Source organism: Halomonas sp. H5, assembly GCF_050613175.1.
Lineage (GTDB): Bacteria > Pseudomonadota > Gammaproteobacteria > Pseudomonadales > Halomonadaceae > Bisbaumannia > Bisbaumannia salifodinae.
Genome location: NZ_CP192510.1, coordinates 3,907,672 through 3,927,565, shown reverse-complemented (window position 1 = coordinate 3,927,565; position 19,894 = coordinate 3,907,672). Strand labels below are relative to the sequence as shown.

Here is a 19,894-nt window from a genome sequence, read left to right as displayed (position 1 = left end):
TGGGATCATGGCAAAGAAAAGCATGATTGAGCGCGAACTCAAGCGTACCAAGCTCGTTGCTAAGTACGCCGAGAAGCGCATGGCTCTCAAGGCCATCATTAATGACGTCAACGCTTCTGATGAAGAGCGCTTCGACGCCACGCTGAAGTTGCAGCAGCTGCCGCGTGACTCCAGCCCGGTGCGTCAGCGTAACCGCTGCCGCGTTACCGGCCGTCCGCACGGCTACTACAACAAGTTCGGCCTCGGCCGTAACAAGCTGCGTGAAGCCGCCATGCGTGGCGATGTCCCTGGGCTCAAGAAGTCCAGCTGGTAAGCCACGTAGAAACATCAGGAGCGCAACGTAATGAGCATGCAAGATACGCTGGCGGATATGTTCACCCGTATCCGCAATGCGCAGATGGCCACCAAGGAGACGGTCACCATGCCGTCTTCCAAGCTCAAGGTCGAGCTGGCCCGCGTATTGAAGGAAGAGGGTTATGTCTCTGACTTCGCCGTCGCCGAAGGCGCCAAGCCCGAGCTGAGCATCACCCTCAAGTACTTCGAGGGCAAGCCGGTCATCGAGCACATCCAGCGGGTGTCCAAGCCGTCCCTGCGCCAGTACAAGGGCAAGGACGCGCTGCCGAAGGTCGCCGATGGCCTGGGCGTGGCGATCGTTTCCACCTCCAAGGGCGTGATGACCGACCGTGCCGCGCGTCAGGCCGGTATCGGTGGCGAAGTCCTCTGCACCGTATTCTAGGAGTTTGGAATGTCACGCGTAGCCAAATATCCGGTTAAATTGCCCGCTGGCGTCGAGCTCAAGCTCGACGGTGACCAGCTGAGCGTCAAGGGTAGCCAGGGCTCCCTCTCCATGACCGTGCACCCCGATGTGGTGATCGGTCAGGAGGAGGGCCAGGTGACCTTCACGCCGAGCGAGTCCGCCAAGAGCTGGGCAATGGTCGGCACTACCCGCGCACTGGTCCAGAATCTGGTCACCGGTGTGTCCGAGGGCTTCACCAAGTCCCTCGAGATCAATGGCGTCGGTTACCGGGCTCAGGCCAAGGGCCAGACGCTGAACCTGACACTGGGCTTCTCCCACCCGGTCGATTACGAACTGCCTGAAGGTGTTACGGCGGAAACGCCCAAGAACACCACCATCGTGCTGAAGAGCGCGGACAAGCAGAAGCTCGGCCAGGTTGCCGCGGAAATCCGCGCCTTCCGTCCGCCCGAGCCCTATAAGGGCAAGGGTATCCGGTACGGCGACGAGCAGGTCCGCCGCAAAGAAGCCAAGAAGAAGTAAGGCAGGGTTATGAACGCGAAGAAAGAATCTCGTCTCCGTCGTGCCCGCCGCGCTCGCGCCAAGATTCGCGAGCTGGGCGTGTATCGCCTGTGCGTCAACCGTACTCCGCGCCACATCTACGCGCAGATCATCTCGCCGGATGGTGGTAAGGTGCTGGCCAGCGCTTCCACGCTGGACAAGGCCCTGCGTGAGGGTGCGACCGGTAATGCCGACGCCGCCGCCAAGGTCGGCGCGCTGATTGCCGAACGCGCGAAGGAAGCAGGCATCACCCAGGTGGCCTTCGATCGTGCTGGCTTCCAGTATCACGGTCGCGTCAAGGCTCTGGCCGACGCCGCTCGTGAAGGCGGCCTGGATTTCTAAAGGGTTTTTACGATGGCGAAGAACGAACAGCAAAACGGCGATCTGCAGGAAAAGCTCGTGCAGGTCAACCGTGTCGCCAAGGTGGTCAAGGGTGGCCGTATCTTCGGTTTCACCGCTCTGACCGTCGTGGGCGATGGCAATGGTCGTGTGGGCTTCGGTCGTGGCAAGGCGCGTGAAGTGCCGGTCGCGATCCAGAAGGCCATGGACCAGGCGCGCCGCAACATGGTCAAGGTGACCCTGGCGGGTCATACCCTGCAGTACCCGGTCAAGGCCCGGCATGGCGCCTCCAAGGTGTTCATGCAGCCGGCCTCCGAGGGTACCGGGATCATCGCCGGTGGTGCCATGCGCTCCGTGCTCGAATTGGCCGGCGTCCAGGACGTCCTGGCCAAGTGCTACGGCTCCACCAACCCGGTGAACGTGGTGCGTGCGACCGTCAAGGGTCTCACCTCCATGCAGTCGCCGGAAGACATCGCCGCCAAGCGCGGTCTGTCTGTCGAAGCGATCACGGGGTAAGACACCATGGCAGCGACACTCAAGGTTACCCAGGTCCGCAGCACCATCGGCATCCTGCCCAAGCACAAGGCCACCATGAAAGGCCTCGGGCTGCGCCGCATCGGTCACTCGGTCGAACTGGAAGACACCCCTGCCGTTCGCGGCATGATCCACAAGGTTAACTACCTTGTGCGTGTTGAGGGAGAGTAATCCATGAAACTCAATAGCCTGAGCCCGGCTCCGGGCTCCAAGCACGCCGAAAAGCGTGTTGGTCGTGGCATCGGCTCCGGTCTGGGCAAGACCGGCGGCCGCGGCCACAAGGGCCAGAAGTCTCGCAGCGGTGGCAGCGTCAAGCCCGGCTTCGAGGGTGGTCAGATGCCGTTGCAGCGGCGTCTGCCGAAGTTCGGCTTCACCTCCATGAAGTCCCTGGTCTCCGAAGAGGTGCGCCTCTTCGAGCTGGCCAAGGTCGCGGGCGACGAAGTCACCCTGGAGACCCTGAAGCAGGCCAACGTGCTCAAGGACGCCACGCAATTCGCGAAGGTGATCCTCTCCGGCGAACTGAACAAGGCGGTCACCGTTCGCGGCCTCAAGGTCACCAAGGGTGCCCGTGCCGCGATCGAAGCCGCCGGTGGCAAGGTAGAGGACTAAATGGCTAAGTCAGGAAACATGCCGGCGATGGGCAGCGGTCTGAGTGAACTGTGGGCGCGTCTGCGCTTCGTGCTCCTCGCCATCGTGGTGTACCGAATCGGTGCCCACATCCCCGTGCCCGGTATCAATCCTGACCAGCTTGCTGCCTTGTTCAGGGAGCAGCAGGGCACCATCCTGGGCATGTTCAACATGTTCTCGGGTGGCGCCCTGGAGCGCATGAGCATCTTCGCCCTGGGCATCATGCCCTATATCTCGGCGTCGATTATCATGCAGCTGCTGACCGCGGTCTCGCCCCATCTTGAGCAGCTCAAGAAGGAAGGCGAGGCCGGCCGTCGCAAGATCAGCCAGTACACCCGCTACGGCACCGTGGTGCTGGCCTTCGTTCAGGCCGTCGGCATGTCCGTCGGCCTGGCGGGGCAGGGCATCGCCTACACTGCTGACTTCAGCTTCTATTTCACCGCCGTTACCACCTTCGTGGCCGGGGCGGTGTTCATGATGTGGTTGGGTGAGCAGATTACCGAGAAGGGCATCGGCAATGGCATCTCGTTGCTGATCTTCTCCGGTATCGTCGCGGGCCTGCCCGGCGCCGTGGGGCAGGCCTTCGAGCTGGCCCGCAACGAAGGCGCCTGGAACGTGCTGCCGCTGCTGGCCCTGACGGTGCTGGGGGTGGCCACCGTGGCCTTCGTGGTGTTCATCGAGCGCGGTCAGCGTCGTATCACCGTGAACTATCCGCGGCGCCAGGTCGGCAACAAGATGTACGCCGGCCAGAGCAGCTACCTCCCCCTGAAGGTGAACATGGCCGGGGTTATCCCGGCGATCTTCGCCTCCAGCATCCTGCTGTTCCCGGCCTCGCTGGGGCAGTGGGTCAGCGCCGGGGAAGGGCTCGAGTGGCTGCAGGCGGCTTCCCTGGCCCTGGGGCCGGGTCAGCCGCTGTACATCTTGCTTTTCGCCGCGGCGGTGGTATTCTTCTGCTTCTTTTACACAGCGCTGGTCTTCAACCCCAAGGACGTTGCCGACAACCTCAAGAAGTCGGGAGCCTTCCTGCCGGGGATTCGGCCCGGCGAGCAGACCGCTCGCTATATCGATAAGGTCATGACCCGTCTGACCTTCTTCGGTGCCATCTACATCACTGCGGTTTCCCTGATGCCCCAGTTCCTGATCGTGGCGTGGAACGTGCCGTTCTTCTTCGGCGGTACCTCGCTGTTGATCGTGGTGGTGGTCATCATGGACTTCATGGCTCAGGTGCAGTCGCACCTCATGTCGCACCAGTACGAGTCGGTGATGAAGAAGTCCAACCTGAAAGGCTACGGTAGCGGCGGCATCATGCGCTAAGGCGCGCCGTACGTGAATTGGAGAGAACGATGAAAGTTCGAGCTTCCGTAAAGAAAATGTGCCGTAACTGCAAGATCATTCGTCGCAATGGCGCCGTGCGTGTCATCTGCAGCGAGCCGCGGCACAAGCAGCGTCAGGGCTAAGTCCTGACGATTGCGACTCACCGGTGCCGGCATGCCCCTTGCCCTCCCGAGGGTAAAGGGGTATGCTGTTGCGCCTTTTGTAGTAGACCCAATCGAGCAAGCCGCTCAAATTTCGGAGAAAGCTGATGGCCCGTATTGCAGGCGTCAATATCCCGGACAACAAGCATGCGGCGATCTCGCTGACCTATATCTTCGGGATTGGCCGCACTCGTGCACAGGACATCTGTGCCGCGACCGGCATCGCGCCGACTACCAAGATTCAGGAGCTCTCCAGCGACGAGCTGGACACCCTGCGTGCTGAAGTCGGCAAGTACACCGTTGAGGGCGACCTTCGTCGTGATGTGACGCTGAACATCAAGCGTCTCATGGACCTGGGTTGCTATCGTGGTCTGCGTCATCGTCGTAGTCTTCCGCTGCGTGGTCAGCGCACCAAGACTAATGCGCGTACCCGCAAGGGCCCGCGTAAGCCGATTCGCAAATAATTACGCACGTTCTGGCGTTTAGACAGGAAGAAACATCAACATGGCTAACCCGCGTAGTAACCGTAAAAAGGTGAAAAAGCAGGTGGTGGATGCGGTCGCCCACATCCATGCCTCTTTTAACAACACGATCGTGACGATCACAGACCGCCAGGGCAATGCTCTCTCCTGGGCAACTGCCGGTGGTTCGGGTTTTCGTGGTTCTCGCAAGAGCACCCCGTTCGCTGCTCAAGTAGCAAGCGAACGTGCAGCGACCGCTGCAGCCGAGTATGGTGTAAAGAACGTCGACGTGCTGGTCAAAGGCCCCGGTCCGGGCCGTGAGTCCGCCGTGCGCGCACTGAATGCCGCCGGTTTCCGCGTGCAGAGCATCACCGACGTGACGCCCATTCCCCACAATGGCTGCCGTCCGCCGAAGAAACGCCGCGTTTAAGGAGACAGACTCATGGCTCGTTATATTGGACCGAAGTGCAAACTGTCTCGTCGTGAAGGTACCGACCTCTTTCTGAAGAGCGGTGTCACTCCCTTCGAGAAGAAATGCAAATCCGAGCAGATCCCGGGTGTGCATGGCCAGCGCCGTCAGCGTCTTTCCGACTACGGCTTGCAGCTTCGCGAGAAGCAGAAGGTACGTCGTCTCTACGGCGTCCTCGAAAAGCAGTTCCGCAGCTACTACAAGGAAGCCGCCCGCCGCAAGGGCGCGACCGGTGAGGTGCTGCTGCAGCTGCTGGAATCCCGACTGGACAACGTCGTCTACCGCATGGGCTTTGGCTCCACTCGCGCCGAAGCGCGCCAGCTGGTCAGTCACAAGGCCATCGCCGTCAACGGCCGTACCGTCAACGTGGCCTCCTATCAGGTCAAGCCCGGTGACGTAGTGTCCGTGCGTGAGAAGTCCAAGAACCAGGCGCGCATTCAGACTGCGCTGTCCATCGCCGCCAACCGTGGTGATATCGCCTGGATCGACGTCGACTCCAAGAAGATGGAAGGCACTTTCAAGGCCCTGCCTGAACGCGGCGACTTGTCTGCCGACATCAACGAAAACCTGATCGTCGAGCTGTACTCGAAGTAAGCCGCATCGCCGGATGCCCGAGGGCATCCGGCCATCGAATTCGAGTATCCGTTTGGCAGCCTGAAAGGTGTTCTTATGCAGCGTTCAGTGACAGAGTTTCTCCGTCCTCGCGATATCAAGGTCGAAGAGATCAGCGCGCATCGTGCGAAGATCGTGCTCGAGCCCTTCGAGCGCGGCTTCGGCCATACCCTGGGGAATGCGCTGCGTCGCATCCTGCTCTCGTCCATGCCCGGCTGTGCCGTGGTGGAAGCCGAGATCGCCGGTGTCGAGCATGAATACAGCGCGATCGAAGGGGTTCAGGAAGATGTGATCGAGATCCTCCTCAACCTGAAAGACGTGGCGATCAAGATGCATAGCCGCGATGAGGCGGTGCTCTCGCTGAACAAGCAGGGCCCGGCCGTCATCACCGCGGGTGATATCGCCGTCGACCACGATGTCGAGATCGTCAATCCCGAGCACGTCATCGCCCACGTCAACGAAGGCGCCGAGCTGAAGATGCAGCTCAAGATCGCCCGCGGACGCGGTTACGAGCCGGCGGATGCTCGCGAGAGTGCGGATGATGAGTCACGCGCCATCGGTCGCCTGCAGCTGGATGCGACCTTCAGCCCCGTGCGTCGTGTTTCCTATGCCGTCGAGGCCGCGCGTGTCGAACAGCGCACCGACCTCGACAAGCTGATCATCGATCTGGAAACCGATGGCACCCTGGATCCGGAAGAGGCGATCCGTCGCAGCGCCACCATCCTGCAAGAGCAGCTGAGTGCGTTCGTCGACCTGGAAGCCGACAAGGAACAGGAAGTGGTAGAGGAAGAGGATCAGATCGATCCCATCCTGCTGCGCCCCGTAGACGATCTCGAGTTGACCGTCCGCAGTGCCAACTGCCTGAAGGCCGAGAACATCTACTACATCGGTGATCTGATTCAGCGTACCGAAGTGGAGCTGCTGAAGACGCCGAATCTCGGCAAGAAGTCCCTGAATGAGATCAAGGACGTGTTGGCGGCACGCGGTCTGTCCCTGGGCATGCGCCTGGAAAACTGGCCGCCGGCCAGTCTGAAGGACGACAAGGCCTCCGCGTGAGTGTCGACTCGAGTCCCAGTTTGGTAAGGAATCACAACCATGCGTCATCGTAAGAGTGGTCGCCACCTGAATCGTACGAGCTCGCACCGCAAGGCCATGTTCAAGAACATGTGCGTTTCGCTGGTCGAGCACGAAGTGATCAAGACAACCCTGCCCAAGGCCAAGGAACTGCGTCGTCATATCGAGCCGCTGATCACCCTGGCCAAGCAGGATAGCGTTGCCAACCGTCGTCTGGCCTTCAGCCGCACCCGCTCCAAAGAAGCGGTCGGCAAGCTCTTCAACGAGCTGGGTCCGCGTTACGTCGAGCGTCCGGGTGGTTACATCCGTATTCTCAAGTGCGGTTTCCGCACCGGCGACAACGCCCCCATGGCCATCGTCGAACTCGTCGACCGTCCGGTCGTCGAGGAGGTCGAGGAAGCCGCCGAGGAGTGATCCCCGGTGGGCCCCGGCCCGGCAATGACAGAAAAACCGGCTCCCTTCGGGGGCCGGTTTTTTTTATGTCGCTACCCTACCGCCTTGGTCCGGGGCGCCGCAGCGCGGGCTCGCGATCCCGGGAACGAAACCCTGGGGCTGCGCTTGCCGCCTGCGCGTCGCGGGACAACATAATCCCTCACGAGTCCCGCTCGCTCGCCATCCCTGGCGAGCGCCGCGCGCGGCGGCGCTAGGCCCCAGCGCTCCCGGTAATACTCGCTCCCCCTGCGCTCCGGCGCCTGTCTCCTGGCCAGCGTGGCCGGTCAGGCCGTGGCCTTGGTCTTGGACTTCTGGGCCTTGGCGCGCTCCAACAGCGGCTTGAGGAAGCGCCCGGTATGCGAGACTTCCATCTCGGCGACCCGCTCCGGGGTGCCCTCGGCGATGATCCGCCCGCCGCCGGACCCGCCCTCGGGGCCCAGGTCCACCAGCCAGTCGGCGGTCTTGATCACGTCCAGGTTGTGCTCGATCACCACGATGGTATTGCCGTGGTCGCGCAGCCGATGGAGAACCGTCAGCAGCTGGCGGATATCCTCGAAGTGCAGGCCGGTGGTGGGCTCGTCGAGGATATACAGCGTCTTGCCGGTGTCGCGCTTGGCCAGCTCCCGGGCCAGCTTGACCCGCTGGGCCTCGCCGCCGGAGAGGGTGGTGGCGCTCTGCCCCAGGCGAATATAGGAGAGGCCCACGTCCATCAGGGTCTGCAGGCGACGGGCGATGGCCGGCACCGGCGAGAAGAATTCCAGGGCCTCCTCCACGGTCATGCCCAGCACCTCGTCGATGCACTTGCCCTTGTACTGCACCTCCAGGGTCTCGCGGTTGTAGCGCTTGCCCTTGCAGACGTCGCAGGGCACATAGATGTCCGGCAGGAAGTGCATCTCCACCTTGATCATGCCCTCGCCCTGGCACGCCTCGCAGCGCCCACCCTTGACGTTGAAGCTGAAGCGCCCCGGCTTGTAGCCCCGGGAGCGGGCCTCCTGGGTGCCGGCGAAGAGCTCGCGGATCGGCGTGAAGATGCCGGTATAGGTGGCCGGGTTGGAGCGCGGGGTGCGGCCGATGGGGCTCTGATCGATATCGATCACCTTGTCGAGCTGGTCGAGCCCCTCGATGCCAGCGTAAGGCGCCGGGGTCAGGGTGGTGGCGTGGTTGAGCTCCCGGGCGGCGATGGGCATCAGCGTCGAGTTGATCAGGGTCGACTTGCCGGAGCCGGAGACCCCGGTGACGCAGATGAACAGCCCCAGGGGCAGCTCCAGGGTGACCTCCTGGAGGTTGTTGCCGGTGGCGCCGGTGAGGCGCAGCACCTTCTGGGGGTTGCCGGGGATGCGCCAGGGCGGCACCTCGATGCGCCGGGTGCCGGCCAGGTACTGGCCGGTCAGGGAATCGGGGTGGGCGGTCACCTCGTCCGGGGTGCCCTGGGCGACGATCCGCCCGCCGTGCACGCCGGCACCGGGGCCGATATCCAGCACATGGTCGGCGGCGCGGATGGCGTCTTCGTCGTGTTCCACCACGATCACGGTGTTGCCCAGGTCACGCAGGTGCTCCAGGGTCTTGAGCAGGCGGTCGTTGTCGCGCTGATGCAGGCCGATGGAGGGCTCATCGAGGATATACATGACGCCTACCAGGCCGGCGCCGATCTGGCTGGCCAGGCGGATGCGCTGGGCCTCGCCGCCGGACAGGGTCTCGGCGCTGCGCTCCAGGGTCAGGTAGTCGAGGCCCACATTGACCAGGAACTCCAGGCGGGCGTGGATCTCGTTGACGATCTTCACGGCGATCTCGCCGCGGCGCCCCTCGAGCTCCAGCTGGCGGAAGTAGCTCCGGGCCTCACCGATGGGCAGGCGCACCATCTCCGGCAGGGTGCGCTCGTCGATATAGACGTGACGGGCCTCCTTGCGCAGCCTCGAGCCGTGGCAGCTGGGGCAGGGCTGGACGGCGATATAGCGGGCCAGCTCCTCGCGGACCGAGTTCGACTCGGTCTCCCGGTAGCGGCGCTGCATATTGGGCAGTACCCCTTCGAAGGGGTGCTCCCGGGTCACCTTGCGGCCCCGGTCGCCGACATACTCGAAGGCGATGGGGTCGTGGCCGCTGCCGTGGAGGATGACCTCCCGTTCGTGGCGAGCCAGCTCCTGCCAGGGAGTCTCCAGCTCGAAACGGTAGTGCTTGGCCACCGCCTGGAGCTGGTTGAAGTAGTAGACGCTGCGGCGGTCCCAGCCCTTGATGACTCCCTCGGCGAGCGACAACTCCGGGTGGCTGATCAGCTTCTCCGGGTCGAAGACCTGTTGCACGCCCAGGCCGTCGCAGCTCGAGCAGGCGCCGGCCGGGTTGTTGAAGGAGAACATGCGCGGCTCGAGCTCGGAGATGGAGTAGCCGCACACCGGGCAGGCGAAGCGCGCCGAGAAGGCGATATCCTCCCGCTCGCCCTCCATGAAATGCACCATGGCCACGCCGTCGGCCAGGTTGAGGGCGGTCTCGAAGGACTCCGCCAGGCGCTGGGCCAGCCCCTCGCGCACCTTGATGCGGTCCACCACCACGCTGATATCGTGCTTCTTGTTCTTGTCCAGGGGCGCCAGGTCGTCCAGCTCCAGCACCTGGCCGTCGATCATGGCGCGCACGAAGCCTTGGGCTCGCAACTCGGCGAGCAACTGCAGGTGCTCGCCCTTGCGGCCGGAGACCACCGGGGCCAGCAGCATCAGCTTGCTGCCCTCGGGTAGGGCCAGCACCTGGTCGACCATCTGCGAGATGGTCTGGGCCTCCAGGGCCTCGCCGTGCTCCGGGCAGCGCGGGGTGCCGGCGCGGGCGAACAGCAGGCGCAGGTAGTCGTAGATCTCGGTGATGGTGCCCACGGTGGAGCGGGGGTTGTGGGAGGTGGATTTCTGTTCGATGGAGATCGCCGGCGAGAGCCCCTCGATATGGTCGACGTCGGGCTTCTCCATCATCGACAGGAACTGGCGGGCATAGGTGGAGAGGGACTCCACGTAGCGGCGCTGTCCCTCGGCGTAGAGGGTGTCGAAGGCCAGCGACGACTTGCCGGAGCCGGAGAGGCCGGTCACCACGATCAGCTTGTCGCGGGGCAGGTCGACGTCGATATGCTTGAGGTTATGGGTGCGTGCGCCCCTCACCAGGATCCTGTCCATTACCACCTCGCGGTGCGTGCAAAACCTCGATTATACGGCCTGGCCCGAAGCCCCGGCAAAGCCGCACTGTCTCGCGCTTTCCCCCGATGGGGGCGAGCCGCTAGAATATGGTCCTTCACGACGGCGGGCCCTGCCGTCGCTATCGATTCCTGGATTCGTTACCCGCATGGTCTCTCGCCTGTTACGCGCCACCGAGCGCCGTGCCATCGTCGGCCTCTCCGGCCTCTACGCCACCCGCATGCTGGGCCTGTTCATGGTGCTGCCGGTGCTGGCCCTCTATGCCGGCGAGCTGGAGGGCGCCACGCCGCTGCTGATCGGCCTGGCCCTGGGCGGCTATGGCCTGACCCAGGCGGTGCTGCAGATTCCCTTCGGACTGCTCTCCGACCGCCTGGGACGCAAGCCGGTGATCGCCTTCGGCATGCTGCTGTTCCTGCTCGGCAGCCTGGTGGCGGCCCAGGCCGAGAGCATCGCCCTGGTGATCCTGGGGCGCTGCCTGCAGGGCAGTGGCGCCGTGGCCGCCGCCATCATGGCGCTGCTGGCCGACCAGACCCGGGAGGAGGTGCGCACCGCCGCCATGGCCAGCATCGGCCTCTCCATCGGCGTGGCCTTCGCCATCGCCATGGTATTGGGCCCCTGGCTGGCCGCGGCCTTCGGCCTGGCGGCGGTCTTCTGGGTGACCGCCGGGCTGTCGCTGCTGGGGCTGCTGGTATTGTGGCGCCTGGTGCCCCAGGCGCCACAGCGCCGGCATCGCGACGTGGGCCTGGACCGTGCCCAGCTGCGTGCCGTGCTGGGGCGCGCCGACCTGCTGCGCCTGGATTTCTCGATCTTCGCCCTGCATCTGGTGCTGATGGCGTTATTCGTGGCGATACCGCTGCGCCTGCTCGACGCGGGCCTGGCGGTCGAGCATCATGGGTGGGTCTATCTTGGCATCATGGGGCTGGCCTTCGTCGGCATGGTGCCGCTGGTGATCATCGCCGAGAAGCGCCATCGCATGAAGACGATGTTCCTGCTGGCGGTGGCCGGTCTCGGCCTGTGTAGCCTGGGGCTGGGCCTGGCCGGCGACGGACGCTGGGCGCTGATGGGCTGGCTGTTGGGCTTCTTCGTGGCCTTCAATCTGCTCGAGGCGACCCTGCCGTCGATGCTCAGCAAGCTGGCGCCCGCCGGCGCCAAGGGCACCGCCATGGGGGTCTACTCCACCGGCCAGTTCCTGGGGGCCTTCCTGGGCGGGGTGCTGGGCGGCGCCCTGGTGCAGTGGGGCGGGCTGGAGGCGGTCTTCTATGGCTGCGCCCTGATCGGCCTGCTATGGCTGGGCCTGATCGCCGGCATGGCGCCGCCGCCCCACCTCTCCAGCGAGGTGGTGGCGCTGGAGGACGAGCCCCATGACGCCCTGGATTCGTTGATGGAGCGCCTGGCCGAGGTGGCCGGCGTCGAGGATGTACTGGTCGTACCGGAAGAGCGGGTCGCCTACCTCAAGGTGGACCGCCAGCGGCTCGACAGCGATGCCCTGGCCCGGGTGGCCGGGAAACAACGCAAATCGTAGCGGGCTCGCGGTGCCATACCGGCGCCGGGACCCCACTGGAACTTTCGGGAGCGCCGTTCCGCGCTCCCCAAGCGAGGAGTCAATTATGGCCCGTGGTGTCAACAAGGTCATCATCATCGGCAACCTGGGACAGGATCCGGAAGTGCGCTTCCTGCCCTCCGGCAACCCGGTGGCCAACCTGCGCATCGCCACCACCGACAGCTGGACCGATCGCCAGAGCGGCCAGCGTCAGGAGCGCACCGAATGGCATAGCGTGGTGCTCTTCAACAAGCTGGCGGAGATCGCACAGCAGTACGTCAAGAAGGGCTCGCGCATCTATATCGAGGGGCGCCTGCAGACCCGCAAGTGGCAGGGGCAGGACGGCCAGGATCGCTATACCACCGAGATCGTCGGCAACGACATGCAGATGCTCGACAGCCGTGGCGGCGGTGGCCAGGGCGGCGACTACCCGCAGCAGGGCAATTACGGTGGCGGCATGCCCCAGCAGGGCGGTGGCTATGGCGGCCAGCCCGGTGGCTACGGCAATGCCCCCCAGCAGCCCGCCGCCCAGCCGGCGCCTCAACCGGCCCCCCAGCAGGGCGGCTATGGTCAGCAGCCCGCGCAGCCGCAGCCCCAGCGGGCGCCGCAGCAGCCGCCGGCCCAGCAGCCCCCCGCCCAGGGCGGTCAGGGCAACAACTATGGGGCGCCCAACCCGGGCAATTTCGATGACTTCGATGACGAGATCCCGTTCTAAGCAACGAAGCGCATCGATGGGCAGCGGAGAGCGTTGAGTGAAGCTATTGATCCTGGATGCCGGGCACTGCCTGAGCCTGGCGCTGGTGCGCCTGGCCAGTCGTCGCGGTGATACCGAGCTGGTGGTGGAGCCGGGGCTCGACCTGACGGCCGAGCGGTTGGCGGAGGTGAGCCCCGACGCCCTGGTGGTGCCGCCCCTGACCCAGCCCATCAGCGCCGAGCCGGCGATGGTCTTGGCCCATGCCGAGGCGGTGGAGTCCTGCCTGGCGGCTTGTGCCGCCGCCGGCGTGCCCCTGGTGTGGTGCGTCTCGGATCAGCTCTACGAAGACGGCTTCGAGACCGCCATCGACGAGCATGTGATTCCGGCGCCCCGGGACGAGAGCCTGCGACGCCTGATCACTACCGGGGATCGTATCCGGGAAGGGTATCGCCGGCATCTGATCGTACGGCTGGGGCCGCTGTTCGCCCTGGAGGGTGGCAGCGCCTGGCTCAGCGAGCTGATCGAGCGGCTGATGGCCGGCGAGCAGGTGCGCGCCGCCGAGGACGTGATCTTCTGTCCCACCTCGGTGGATGCCGCCGCCATGGCCCTGCTCGGCATGCTGCAGCAGCAGCACTGCGGGGCCGAGGCCTGGGGCGCCTACCACCTGGCGGGCACCGAGCCGGTCAGCGCCTATACCTTCGCCTCCCTGGTGCGCACCCAACTGGAGACCCGCCTGGAGGGGATCGGTGAATCGGTGGCCCTGGGGCCCATCAAGGCCCTGAATCACCACCACGACCAGCCGTTGCGCCGGGTGCTCAACTGCCGCCGGGTGCTGGAGGCCTTCGGGGTCCACCAGAAGCCCTGGCGCCTGGAGGTGGGACGGATGCTCGACGAGTGGTGCAAGGCGCGCCGGGAGGTGGAGGCATGAACCTGGCTCGCAGCCTGCTCTTCTATGCCGGCTACTTCCTGGCCATGCTGGTCTGCGGCGTGCTCTTCCTGCCGCTGTCGCCCCTGCTGCCGCTGCGTGATCGCTATCGCCTGCTCAACCTCTACAACCACTTTATCCTGGCCTGGTTTCGCCTGGCCTGCGGGGTGCGCTACGAGATCGAGGGGCTGGACCGCCTGCCGCCGGGGCCCTGCGTCATCCTGGCCAACCACCAGTGCGAGTGGGAGACCATCTACCTGCAGATTCTCAAGCCGCCGGTCTGCACGGTGCTCAAGCAGGAGCTGCTGCGGATTCCCATCTTCGGCTGGGGGTTGCGCCTGCTGCATCCCATCGCCCTGGATCGCTCCAGGCCGGCTCGGGCCATGAAACAGGTGCTGAGTCAGGGCAGGCAGCGCCTGGAGGAGGGGCTCTCGGTGCTGATCTTCCCGGAGGGCACCCGGGTGGCTCCGGGACACCGCAAGCGCTACAACAAGAGCGGGGCGGTGATCGCCTGTCGCGCCGGGATGCCGGTGGTGCCGGTGGCCCATAATGCCGGGGAGCGCTGGCCGGGGCGGCACTGGGTCAAGAACCCGGGGACCCTGCGCCTGGAGGTGGGCGAGCCCATCGCCACCGTAGGCCGCACCCCCGAGGAGGTGCTGGTGGAGGTGGAAGCCTGGATCGAAGGGCGCCTGGCGGAAATCTCCGAGGTGCCGCGGCCGAGCCCCGCGGGGGCAGCCCCCGGCGGGGCCGAATCCACGGCCAGGGTGCAGGAGTGACCGGCCCAGGTGATATGGCAGCAGGGGGCTGACCCCGGTGCTCAAGCAACCATACAAAAGCGGCGCCCATGGGGCGCCGCTTTTGCGTTGGGGCGAGAGGCCTTAGCCCTCGAACTTCTCCAGCACCAGGCAGGCGTTGGTGCCGCCGAAGCCGAAGCTGTTGGAGAGCACCCGCTTGACCGCCACGCTATCGCGACGCTGGGTGACGATATCGAAGCCATCGGCCTGTTCGTCGAGGGCCTCGACGTTGGCGGAGGCGGCGATGAAATCGTTCTCCATCATCAGCAGCGAGTAGATCGCTTCCTGCACGCCGGTGGCCCCCAGGGAGTGGCCGGTCAGCGACTTGGTGGAGCTCATCGCCGGCGTGGTATCGCCGAAGACCTCGCGGATCGCCTTGAGCTCGGCCACGTCGCCCACCGGCGTGGAGGTGCCGTGGGTATTGATGTAGTCGATAGGGCCATCCACGCCGGCCATGGCCTGGCGCATGCAACGCACCGCACCCTCGCCGGAGGGGGCGACCATGTCATGGCCATCCGAGGTCGCGCCGTAGCCGACGACTTCGGCATAGATCCTGGCGCCACGCGCCTTGGCGTGCTCCAGTTCCTCAAGCACCAGCATGCCGCCGCCGCCGGCGATGACGAAGCCGTCGCGGGCCTGGTCATAGGGGCGGGAGGCCTTCTCCGGGCTCTCGTTGTACTGGGTGGAAAGCGCGCCCATGGCATCGAAGAGGCACGACAGGGTCCAGTGCTCCTCCTCGCCGCCGCCGGCGAAGACCACGTCCTGCTTGCCCAGCTGGATCTGCTCCACGGCGCTGCCGATGCAGTGGGCCGAGGTGGCGCAGGCGGAGGAGATGGAGTAGTTGACGCCCTTGATCTTGAACGGCGTGGCCAGGCAGGCGGAGACGGTACTGCCCATGGTGCGGGTGACCCGGTAGGGGCCGACCCGGCGCAGGCCCTTCTCGCGCATCACGTCGGCGGCCTCCACCTGGTTGGCGCTGGAGGCGCCGCCGGAACCGGCGATCAGGCCGGTGCGCTCGTTGGAGACCATCTCCGGGGTCAGGCCCGAGTCCTCGATGGCCTGGGCCATGGAGACATAGGCGTAGGCGGCCGCGTCGCCCATGAAGCGGCGCAGCTTGCGGTCGATCAGGGCATCCAGGTCGATATCCACGACGCCGGCCACCTGGCTGCGGAAGCCACGTTCGGCGTATTCATCCTTGAAGCGAATACCGGAGCGCCCGGTCTGGAGCGCCTCGAGCACCTGATGACGGTCGTTACCGAGGCAGGACACGATGCCCAAGCCGGTGACTACCACTCGTCGCATGGGAGCCTCCTGGTCAGAAATTCGCGGTGGAGGTAAACAGGCCGACGCGCAGGTCATTGGCCTGATAGATATCACGGCCGTCGACGGAAACGGTGCCGTCGGCGATGCCGAGAATCAAGCGCCGGGTGATGATGCGCTTGATATTGATCCGGTAGGTGACCTTCTGGGCATCCGGCAGGATCTGGCCGGTGAATTTCACCTCGCCACAGCCGAGGGCGCGGCCGCGACCCGGGTGGCCCAGCCAGCCCAGGTAGAAGCCGACCAACTGCCACATGGCATCCAGGCCCAGGCAGCCGGGCATCACCGGGTCGCCGGGGAAGTGGCAGTCGAAGAACCACAGGTCCGGACGGATATCGAGCTCGGCGATCAGCTCGCCTTTGCCGTGCTCACCGCCCTCCTCGTGGATATGGGTGATACGGTCGAGCATCAGCATATTGGGTGCCGGCAGCTGGGCATTGCCCGGGCCGAAGAGTTCACCTTGGCTGCATGCCAGCAGCTCATCGCGGCTGAAGGAGTGTTGCTTGATCACAGAGTCGTTCCGAGAGTCGCAGTTTTTATAGGCCGCATGCATCACGGCACTTGGCATTCTACTTTCCGGCGGCGGTGATTGCACGTTGAGGCTAGAGCAGATTAAAGCTTGCTCATCAAGCGCCGATAGTTTCTCTTAAGGGTGGCGCCTGTCACCACACTCTTTCACTCGCCGGGTCGTTCCTATGTGGCCTAGTTTTTCTCTCGACCGCCCCCTGATCTGGGGCGGCCTGATCGCCATGGCGGCCATCGGCTGGTTGCCCAACCTCTGGCTGCGCCTGGCGGCCATGGTCATCATGCTGCTGGGCCTGATGGACCTGTGGCGCCAGGTCACCCGGGAGGGGCGGCGACGCCAGCTGCTGGAGAGCGCCCTGCAGCTCTCCGCCGATGGCGTGGTGGTCTGCGATGCCAATAACCGCATCGTCGCCATCAATCCCGCCTTCACCCGCATCACCGGCTACGGCGCCGAGGAGGTGCTGGGCAAGCCCATGTCGATGCTCGCCTCCGAGCGCCAGGACAAGGCCTTCGACGAGCGCTTCCGCCAGGCCCTCCAGGGGCAGGGGCGCTGGGAGGGCGAGGTGTGGAGCCGGCGCAAGTATGGCGACCAGTACCCGGAATGGCTGCGGGTCCAGGTACAGGCCGACGCCAGGGGGCGCATCACCCACTATGTCTCCCTGTTCACCGATATCTCCCGCCACAAGGCCCGGGAGCAGGACCTGCAGCGCATCGGCTTCGAGGATCCGCTCACCGGCCTGCCCAATCGTCGCCGCCTGAACGACCTGATGGGCTCACGGCTGCGCTCCCTGCGTGCCGGCGAGGCGCTGGACATGGCGCTGATCGATATCGACGCCTTCAAGTCGGTCAACGATGCCCTGGGGGTCGACAAGGGCGATCGCCTGTTGGCCAGCTTCGCCCAGCGCCTGGCGCGCCAGGTAGCCGGCGGCGTGGTGGGGCGGATCGGCGGCGACGAATTCCTGGTGATGCGCACCACCACCTTCGATGACCATGATCGCTGGGTCGAGGAGCTGCGCGATCACCTGGGCATGCCCTTCGAGCTGGAGGGGCAGACCCTGCGCCTGGGCATGACCATCGGTAGCTGCCGGGCCCCGGAGGATGGTCGCGACGCGGGGGTGCTCTTCCAGCGCCTGGAGTCGGCGCTGTATACCGCCAAGCGTCATGGGCGCAATCAGCACCAGCGCTTCCGGCCGGCCCTGGACGTGGCGGGGGACCACCAGTTGGGGCTGGTCAACGCCCTGCGCAACGCCCTGGCCACCGGCACCCAACTGGAGCTGCATTACCAGTCCCAGCACCGCATCGACAGCGGCGAGCTGGTGGGCTTCGAGGCGCTGCTGCGCTGGCGCCACCCGGAGCTGGGCATGGTCTCGCCGGCGGACTTCATTCCCCTGGCGGAGCGTCATGGCCTGATGGTCTCCCTGGGGCGCTGGGTGATCGAGCAGGCGGTGGGGCAGCTGGCGAGCTGGCGGCGTGCCGGCATGCCGGCGGTGCCGGTATGGGTCAATATCTCGGCGCTGCAGCTGATCCAGGGCGACCTGGAGGCGCAGCTGGCCGCCTGTCTCAGCGAATTCAAGGTGCCGCCCCGGCTGTTGGGACTGGAGCTCACCGAGTCGGTGCTGCTGGACGAGCGGGCGGGGGATATCTATCCGCGTCTCTCGGCGTTGCAGGAGCGGGGGCATCAGATCGCCATCGACGACTTCGGCACCGGCTACTCCTCGCTGAGCTACCTCAAGCGCCTGCCGGTGGACAAGCTCAAGCTCGATCGTGCCTTCGTGCGCTCGCTGCCGGAGGATCAGGCCGATGCCGCCATCGTCGCCGCGGTGCTGGCCATGGCCGAGGGCCTGGGGCTGGAGGTGGTGGCCGAGGGGGTGGAGGAGAAGCCCCAGCTGGAGTATCTGGCCAGCCACGGCTGTCCCCTGGTGCAGGGCTTTATGTTCTCGCGCCCCATGTCGGCGGCGGATGTGGAGGCGGCCTGGTTGGCGCCGCCCAGCGCCCCGCCGGCCTCACCGGCTCTCGAGGAGGCGGTCCAGGCCCGCTGATGGGTAAGTTACTGCGTCGCCCCAGGGCGGCGCGCTGCGTTGTGTAGTCTCCCGGGATATGGACGCACCAGCGGTAGTTTATCTCCCCGGGCCGTGGGATATCCTGCCTTCGAGAATCGGCCTGGGAATCAGCGCTCCAGGGCGGAGAAGGCCTCCAGCGCGCGCTGGCGGGCGGCCTTGTGCTCGACGATGGGGGTGGGATAACCGTGAGCGCGGCGCTCCGCCTCGGGGGGATCATGGCGCTGCTTGGACGCCACCTCGGACAGCTCCGGTACCAGGTCGGCGATAAAGCGACCGTCGGGATCGAAGCGCCGCGACTGGGTGGTGGGATTGAAGATGCGGAAGTAGGGGGCCGCATCGGTGCCGGTGGAGGCGGCCCACTGCCAGCCGCCGTTATTGGCACAGAAGTCGCCATCCACCAGGTGGCGCATAAAGAAGGCCTCGCCGCGGCGCCAATCGATCAGCAGGTGCTTGCTGAGGAACATGGCGCTGATCATGCGCAGCCGGTTGTGCATCCAGCCGCTGGAGACCAGCTGGCGCATGGCGGCATCGACGATGGGGTAGCCGGTGCGCCCCGCGCACCAGGCCCGGAAGGCCGCCTCGTCGTCCCGCCAGGCCAGCGCCTCGGTATGCGGTTGGAAGGCGCGATGGCGGCAGACCGCCGGGAAGGCCGCGACGATATGCCGATAGAACTCCCGCCACACCAGCTCATTGACCCAGGCCGCCAGGCCCGTATCGCCCTCCGCCAGTCGGCCGTGGTTCTCCGTCAGCACCGCCTGCAGGCACTGGCGATGGGAGAGCATCCCCAGGGCCAGGTAGGGGGAGAGCTCGCTGGTGCCGGCCACCGCGGGAAAGTCGCGCTGTGCCTGGTAGTGGCGCCCGCGGTAGCGCAGGAAGCGGCTGAGCCGCGCCTCGGCGGCCCGGCTGCCGGCGGGCCAGCGGCTGGCCACCACGGCCTCGTCCGGCATGGCGGGGCGCGGCGGCAGGGGCTCGCCGTCGATGGCCAGTGGCGCCTGCACCGCGGGGGTGGGGGAGAGGGCCAGGCGCTCGGCCTCCAGGTGGCGATGCCAGGCGCGGCTGAAGGGAGTGAAGACCCTGTAGGGCTCGCCCTGGCCGGTCAGCAGCTCGCCGGGGGCGAAGGCCACGCCGTCGTGGTGGCCGCTGACCCGGATGCCGCGGGCCTCCAGGGCCCGGGTGACGGCTTGGTCGCGGCGCGCCTCGTCCAGGGGGTAGTCGTGGTTGAAGTGCAGTCGCCTGGCACCGAGCGCCTCGGCGATGGCGCCCAGTGCCTCGGGGGCGGCGGCGAAGTCGCCGATATCCCGCTGCAGCAGGGGAATATTGAGGCCGGCCAGGTCATCGGCCAGGGCGCTGACGCCGCGGCGCAGGAAGTCGAGGCGGTTGGCGCCATGATCATGGGCGCGCCACTGCTCGGGGCAGTGCAGGAAGACGCCCACCACGGGCCCCTGGCGGGCCGCCGCGGCCAGGGCGCGGTGATCGTGAATACGCAGGTCGTTGCGAAACCAGACCAGGACGGGGGGAGCGGACATTCAACCTCCTTGTTTTCAGGCATCGCACT

Annotated in this window: 23 protein-coding genes; 19 read left to right on the top strand and 4 right to left on the bottom strand. The window is 65.8% G+C overall.

The window, feature by feature from the left end; translation table 11 throughout:
* The first annotated feature begins 7 nt into the window (after positions 1-7).
* The 14 genes from rpsN to rplQ all read left to right on the top strand — a co-directional run bounded on the left by rpsN (position 8) and on the right by rplQ (position 7,299).
* A complete protein-coding gene (rpsN, locus tag ACQ1W9_RS18205; RefSeq protein WP_346062927.1) occupies positions 8-313 on the top strand; it encodes a 30S ribosomal protein S14 in 306 nt (101 codons plus the stop codon).
* A 30-nt stretch (positions 314-343) separates the two neighbouring features.
* Positions 344-736: a 30S ribosomal protein S8 gene (gene rpsH / locus ACQ1W9_RS18200; protein WP_346062928.1), complete on the top strand. Its 393-nt coding sequence runs from the start codon at positions 344-346 to the stop codon at positions 734-736.
* A 9-nt stretch (positions 737-745) separates the two neighbouring features.
* Positions 746-1,276 carry a 50S ribosomal protein L6 gene (gene rplF, locus ACQ1W9_RS18195; RefSeq protein WP_431024586.1) on the top strand — a complete coding sequence of 177 codons (531 nt, stop codon included), beginning with the start codon at positions 746-748 and terminating at the stop codon, positions 1,274-1,276.
* A 9-nt stretch (positions 1,277-1,285) separates the two neighbouring features.
* Entirely contained in the window at positions 1,286-1,636 is a 351-nt protein-coding gene (rplR, locus tag ACQ1W9_RS18190; RefSeq protein ID WP_346062930.1) for a 50S ribosomal protein L18, read from the top strand.
* 12 nt (positions 1,637-1,648) lie between these two features.
* Positions 1,649-2,149 carry a 30S ribosomal protein S5 gene (rpsE, locus tag ACQ1W9_RS18185; protein WP_346062931.1) on the top strand — a complete coding sequence of 167 codons (501 nt, stop codon included), beginning with the start codon at positions 1,649-1,651 and terminating at the stop codon, positions 2,147-2,149.
* Positions 2,150-2,155: 6 nt separating this feature from the next.
* Entirely contained in the window at positions 2,156-2,338 is a 183-nt protein-coding gene (gene rpmD / locus ACQ1W9_RS18180) for a 50S ribosomal protein L30 (protein ID WP_146803718.1), read from the top strand.
* 3 nt (positions 2,339-2,341) lie between these two features.
* Positions 2,342-2,776: a 50S ribosomal protein L15 gene (gene rplO, locus ACQ1W9_RS18175; RefSeq protein ID WP_195861417.1), complete on the top strand. Its 435-nt coding sequence runs from the start codon at positions 2,342-2,344 to the stop codon at positions 2,774-2,776.
* The gene (gene secY / locus ACQ1W9_RS18170; protein ID WP_346062932.1) at positions 2,777-4,108 is read left to right on the top strand and encodes a preprotein translocase subunit SecY; all 1,332 of its coding nucleotides are present in this window, start codon (positions 2,777-2,779) and stop codon (positions 4,106-4,108) included.
* 29 nt (positions 4,109-4,137) lie between these two features.
* Positions 4,138-4,251: a 50S ribosomal protein L36 gene (gene rpmJ / locus ACQ1W9_RS18165; protein WP_008959154.1), complete on the top strand. Its 114-nt coding sequence runs from the start codon at positions 4,138-4,140 to the stop codon at positions 4,249-4,251.
* Positions 4,252-4,376: 125 nt separating this feature from the next.
* Complete coding sequence (gene rpsM, locus ACQ1W9_RS18160) at positions 4,377-4,733, top strand: 30S ribosomal protein S13 (protein WP_146803715.1); 357 nt, start codon at positions 4,377-4,379, stop codon at positions 4,731-4,733.
* 40 nt (positions 4,734-4,773) lie between these two features.
* Complete coding sequence (rpsK, locus tag ACQ1W9_RS18155; RefSeq protein WP_146803714.1) at positions 4,774-5,160, top strand: 30S ribosomal protein S11; 387 nt, start codon at positions 4,774-4,776, stop codon at positions 5,158-5,160.
* A gap of 12 nt (positions 5,161-5,172) precedes the next feature.
* Complete coding sequence (rpsD, locus tag ACQ1W9_RS18150; protein WP_195861420.1) at positions 5,173-5,793, top strand: 30S ribosomal protein S4; 621 nt, start codon at positions 5,173-5,175, stop codon at positions 5,791-5,793.
* Between the two features lie 75 nt (positions 5,794-5,868).
* Positions 5,869-6,867, top strand: coding sequence for a DNA-directed RNA polymerase subunit alpha (locus tag ACQ1W9_RS18145; protein WP_431024585.1), 999 nt, complete (start codon positions 5,869-5,871; stop codon positions 6,865-6,867).
* Positions 6,868-6,906: 39 nt separating this feature from the next.
* Positions 6,907-7,299: a 50S ribosomal protein L17 gene (gene rplQ / locus ACQ1W9_RS18140; RefSeq protein WP_195861422.1), complete on the top strand. Its 393-nt coding sequence runs from the start codon at positions 6,907-6,909 to the stop codon at positions 7,297-7,299.
* A 302-nt stretch (positions 7,300-7,601) separates the two neighbouring features.
* Here rplQ and uvrA read toward each other — a convergent pair whose 3' ends face one another.
* On the bottom strand, positions 7,602-10,463 hold the full coding sequence (gene uvrA / locus ACQ1W9_RS18135; protein WP_431024584.1) for an excinuclease ABC subunit UvrA: 2,862 nt from the start codon (positions 10,461-10,463) through the stop codon (positions 7,602-7,604).
* Between the two features lie 166 nt (positions 10,464-10,629).
* On the opposite strand from uvrA, the gene ACQ1W9_RS18130 reads away from it, so the two are divergent.
* The 4 genes from ACQ1W9_RS18130 (at position 10,630) to ACQ1W9_RS18115 (ending at position 14,416) form a co-directional block, all read left to right on the top strand.
* A complete protein-coding gene (locus tag ACQ1W9_RS18130; RefSeq protein ID WP_431024583.1) occupies positions 10,630-12,003 on the top strand; it encodes an MFS transporter in 1,374 nt (457 codons plus the stop codon).
* Positions 12,004-12,088: 85 nt separating this feature from the next.
* Positions 12,089-12,736, top strand: coding sequence for a single-stranded DNA-binding protein (gene ssb / locus ACQ1W9_RS18125; protein ID WP_431024582.1), 648 nt, complete (start codon positions 12,089-12,091; stop codon positions 12,734-12,736).
* Positions 12,737-12,773: 37 nt separating this feature from the next.
* On the top strand, positions 12,774-13,643 hold the full coding sequence (locus ACQ1W9_RS18120; protein ID WP_346062937.1) for a sugar nucleotide-binding protein: 870 nt from the start codon (positions 12,774-12,776) through the stop codon (positions 13,641-13,643).
* A complete protein-coding gene (locus ACQ1W9_RS18115; protein ID WP_346062938.1) occupies positions 13,640-14,416 on the top strand; it encodes a lysophospholipid acyltransferase family protein in 777 nt (258 codons plus the stop codon). Before ACQ1W9_RS18120 ends, ACQ1W9_RS18115 begins: the two co-directional genes overlap by 4 nt.
* Before the next feature lie 102 nt (positions 14,417-14,518).
* Here ACQ1W9_RS18115 and fabB read toward each other — a convergent pair whose 3' ends face one another.
* Together fabB and fabA are read right to left on the bottom strand one after the other, a co-directional pair.
* Positions 14,519-15,736 (bottom strand): beta-ketoacyl-ACP synthase I, encoded by a 1,218-nt coding sequence (fabB, locus tag ACQ1W9_RS18110; RefSeq protein ID WP_346062939.1) that lies wholly within the window; start codon positions 15,734-15,736, stop codon positions 14,519-14,521.
* 13 nt (positions 15,737-15,749) lie between these two features.
* On the bottom strand, positions 15,750-16,265 hold the full coding sequence (gene fabA, locus ACQ1W9_RS18105; RefSeq protein ID WP_346062940.1) for a 3-hydroxyacyl-[acyl-carrier-protein] dehydratase FabA: 516 nt from the start codon (positions 16,263-16,265) through the stop codon (positions 15,750-15,752).
* A gap of 184 nt (positions 16,266-16,449) precedes the next feature.
* On the opposite strand from fabA, the gene ACQ1W9_RS18100 reads away from it, so the two are divergent.
* A complete protein-coding gene (locus ACQ1W9_RS18100; RefSeq protein ID WP_431024581.1) occupies positions 16,450-18,318 on the top strand; it encodes a putative bifunctional diguanylate cyclase/phosphodiesterase in 1,869 nt (622 codons plus the stop codon).
* A 128-nt stretch (positions 18,319-18,446) separates the two neighbouring features.
* On the opposite strand, the gene phrB is transcribed toward ACQ1W9_RS18100, so the two are convergent.
* On the bottom strand, positions 18,447-19,865 hold the full coding sequence (gene phrB / locus ACQ1W9_RS18095; RefSeq protein WP_431024580.1) for a deoxyribodipyrimidine photo-lyase: 1,419 nt from the start codon (positions 19,863-19,865) through the stop codon (positions 18,447-18,449).
* Between the last annotated feature and the right edge of the window lie 29 nt (positions 19,866-19,894).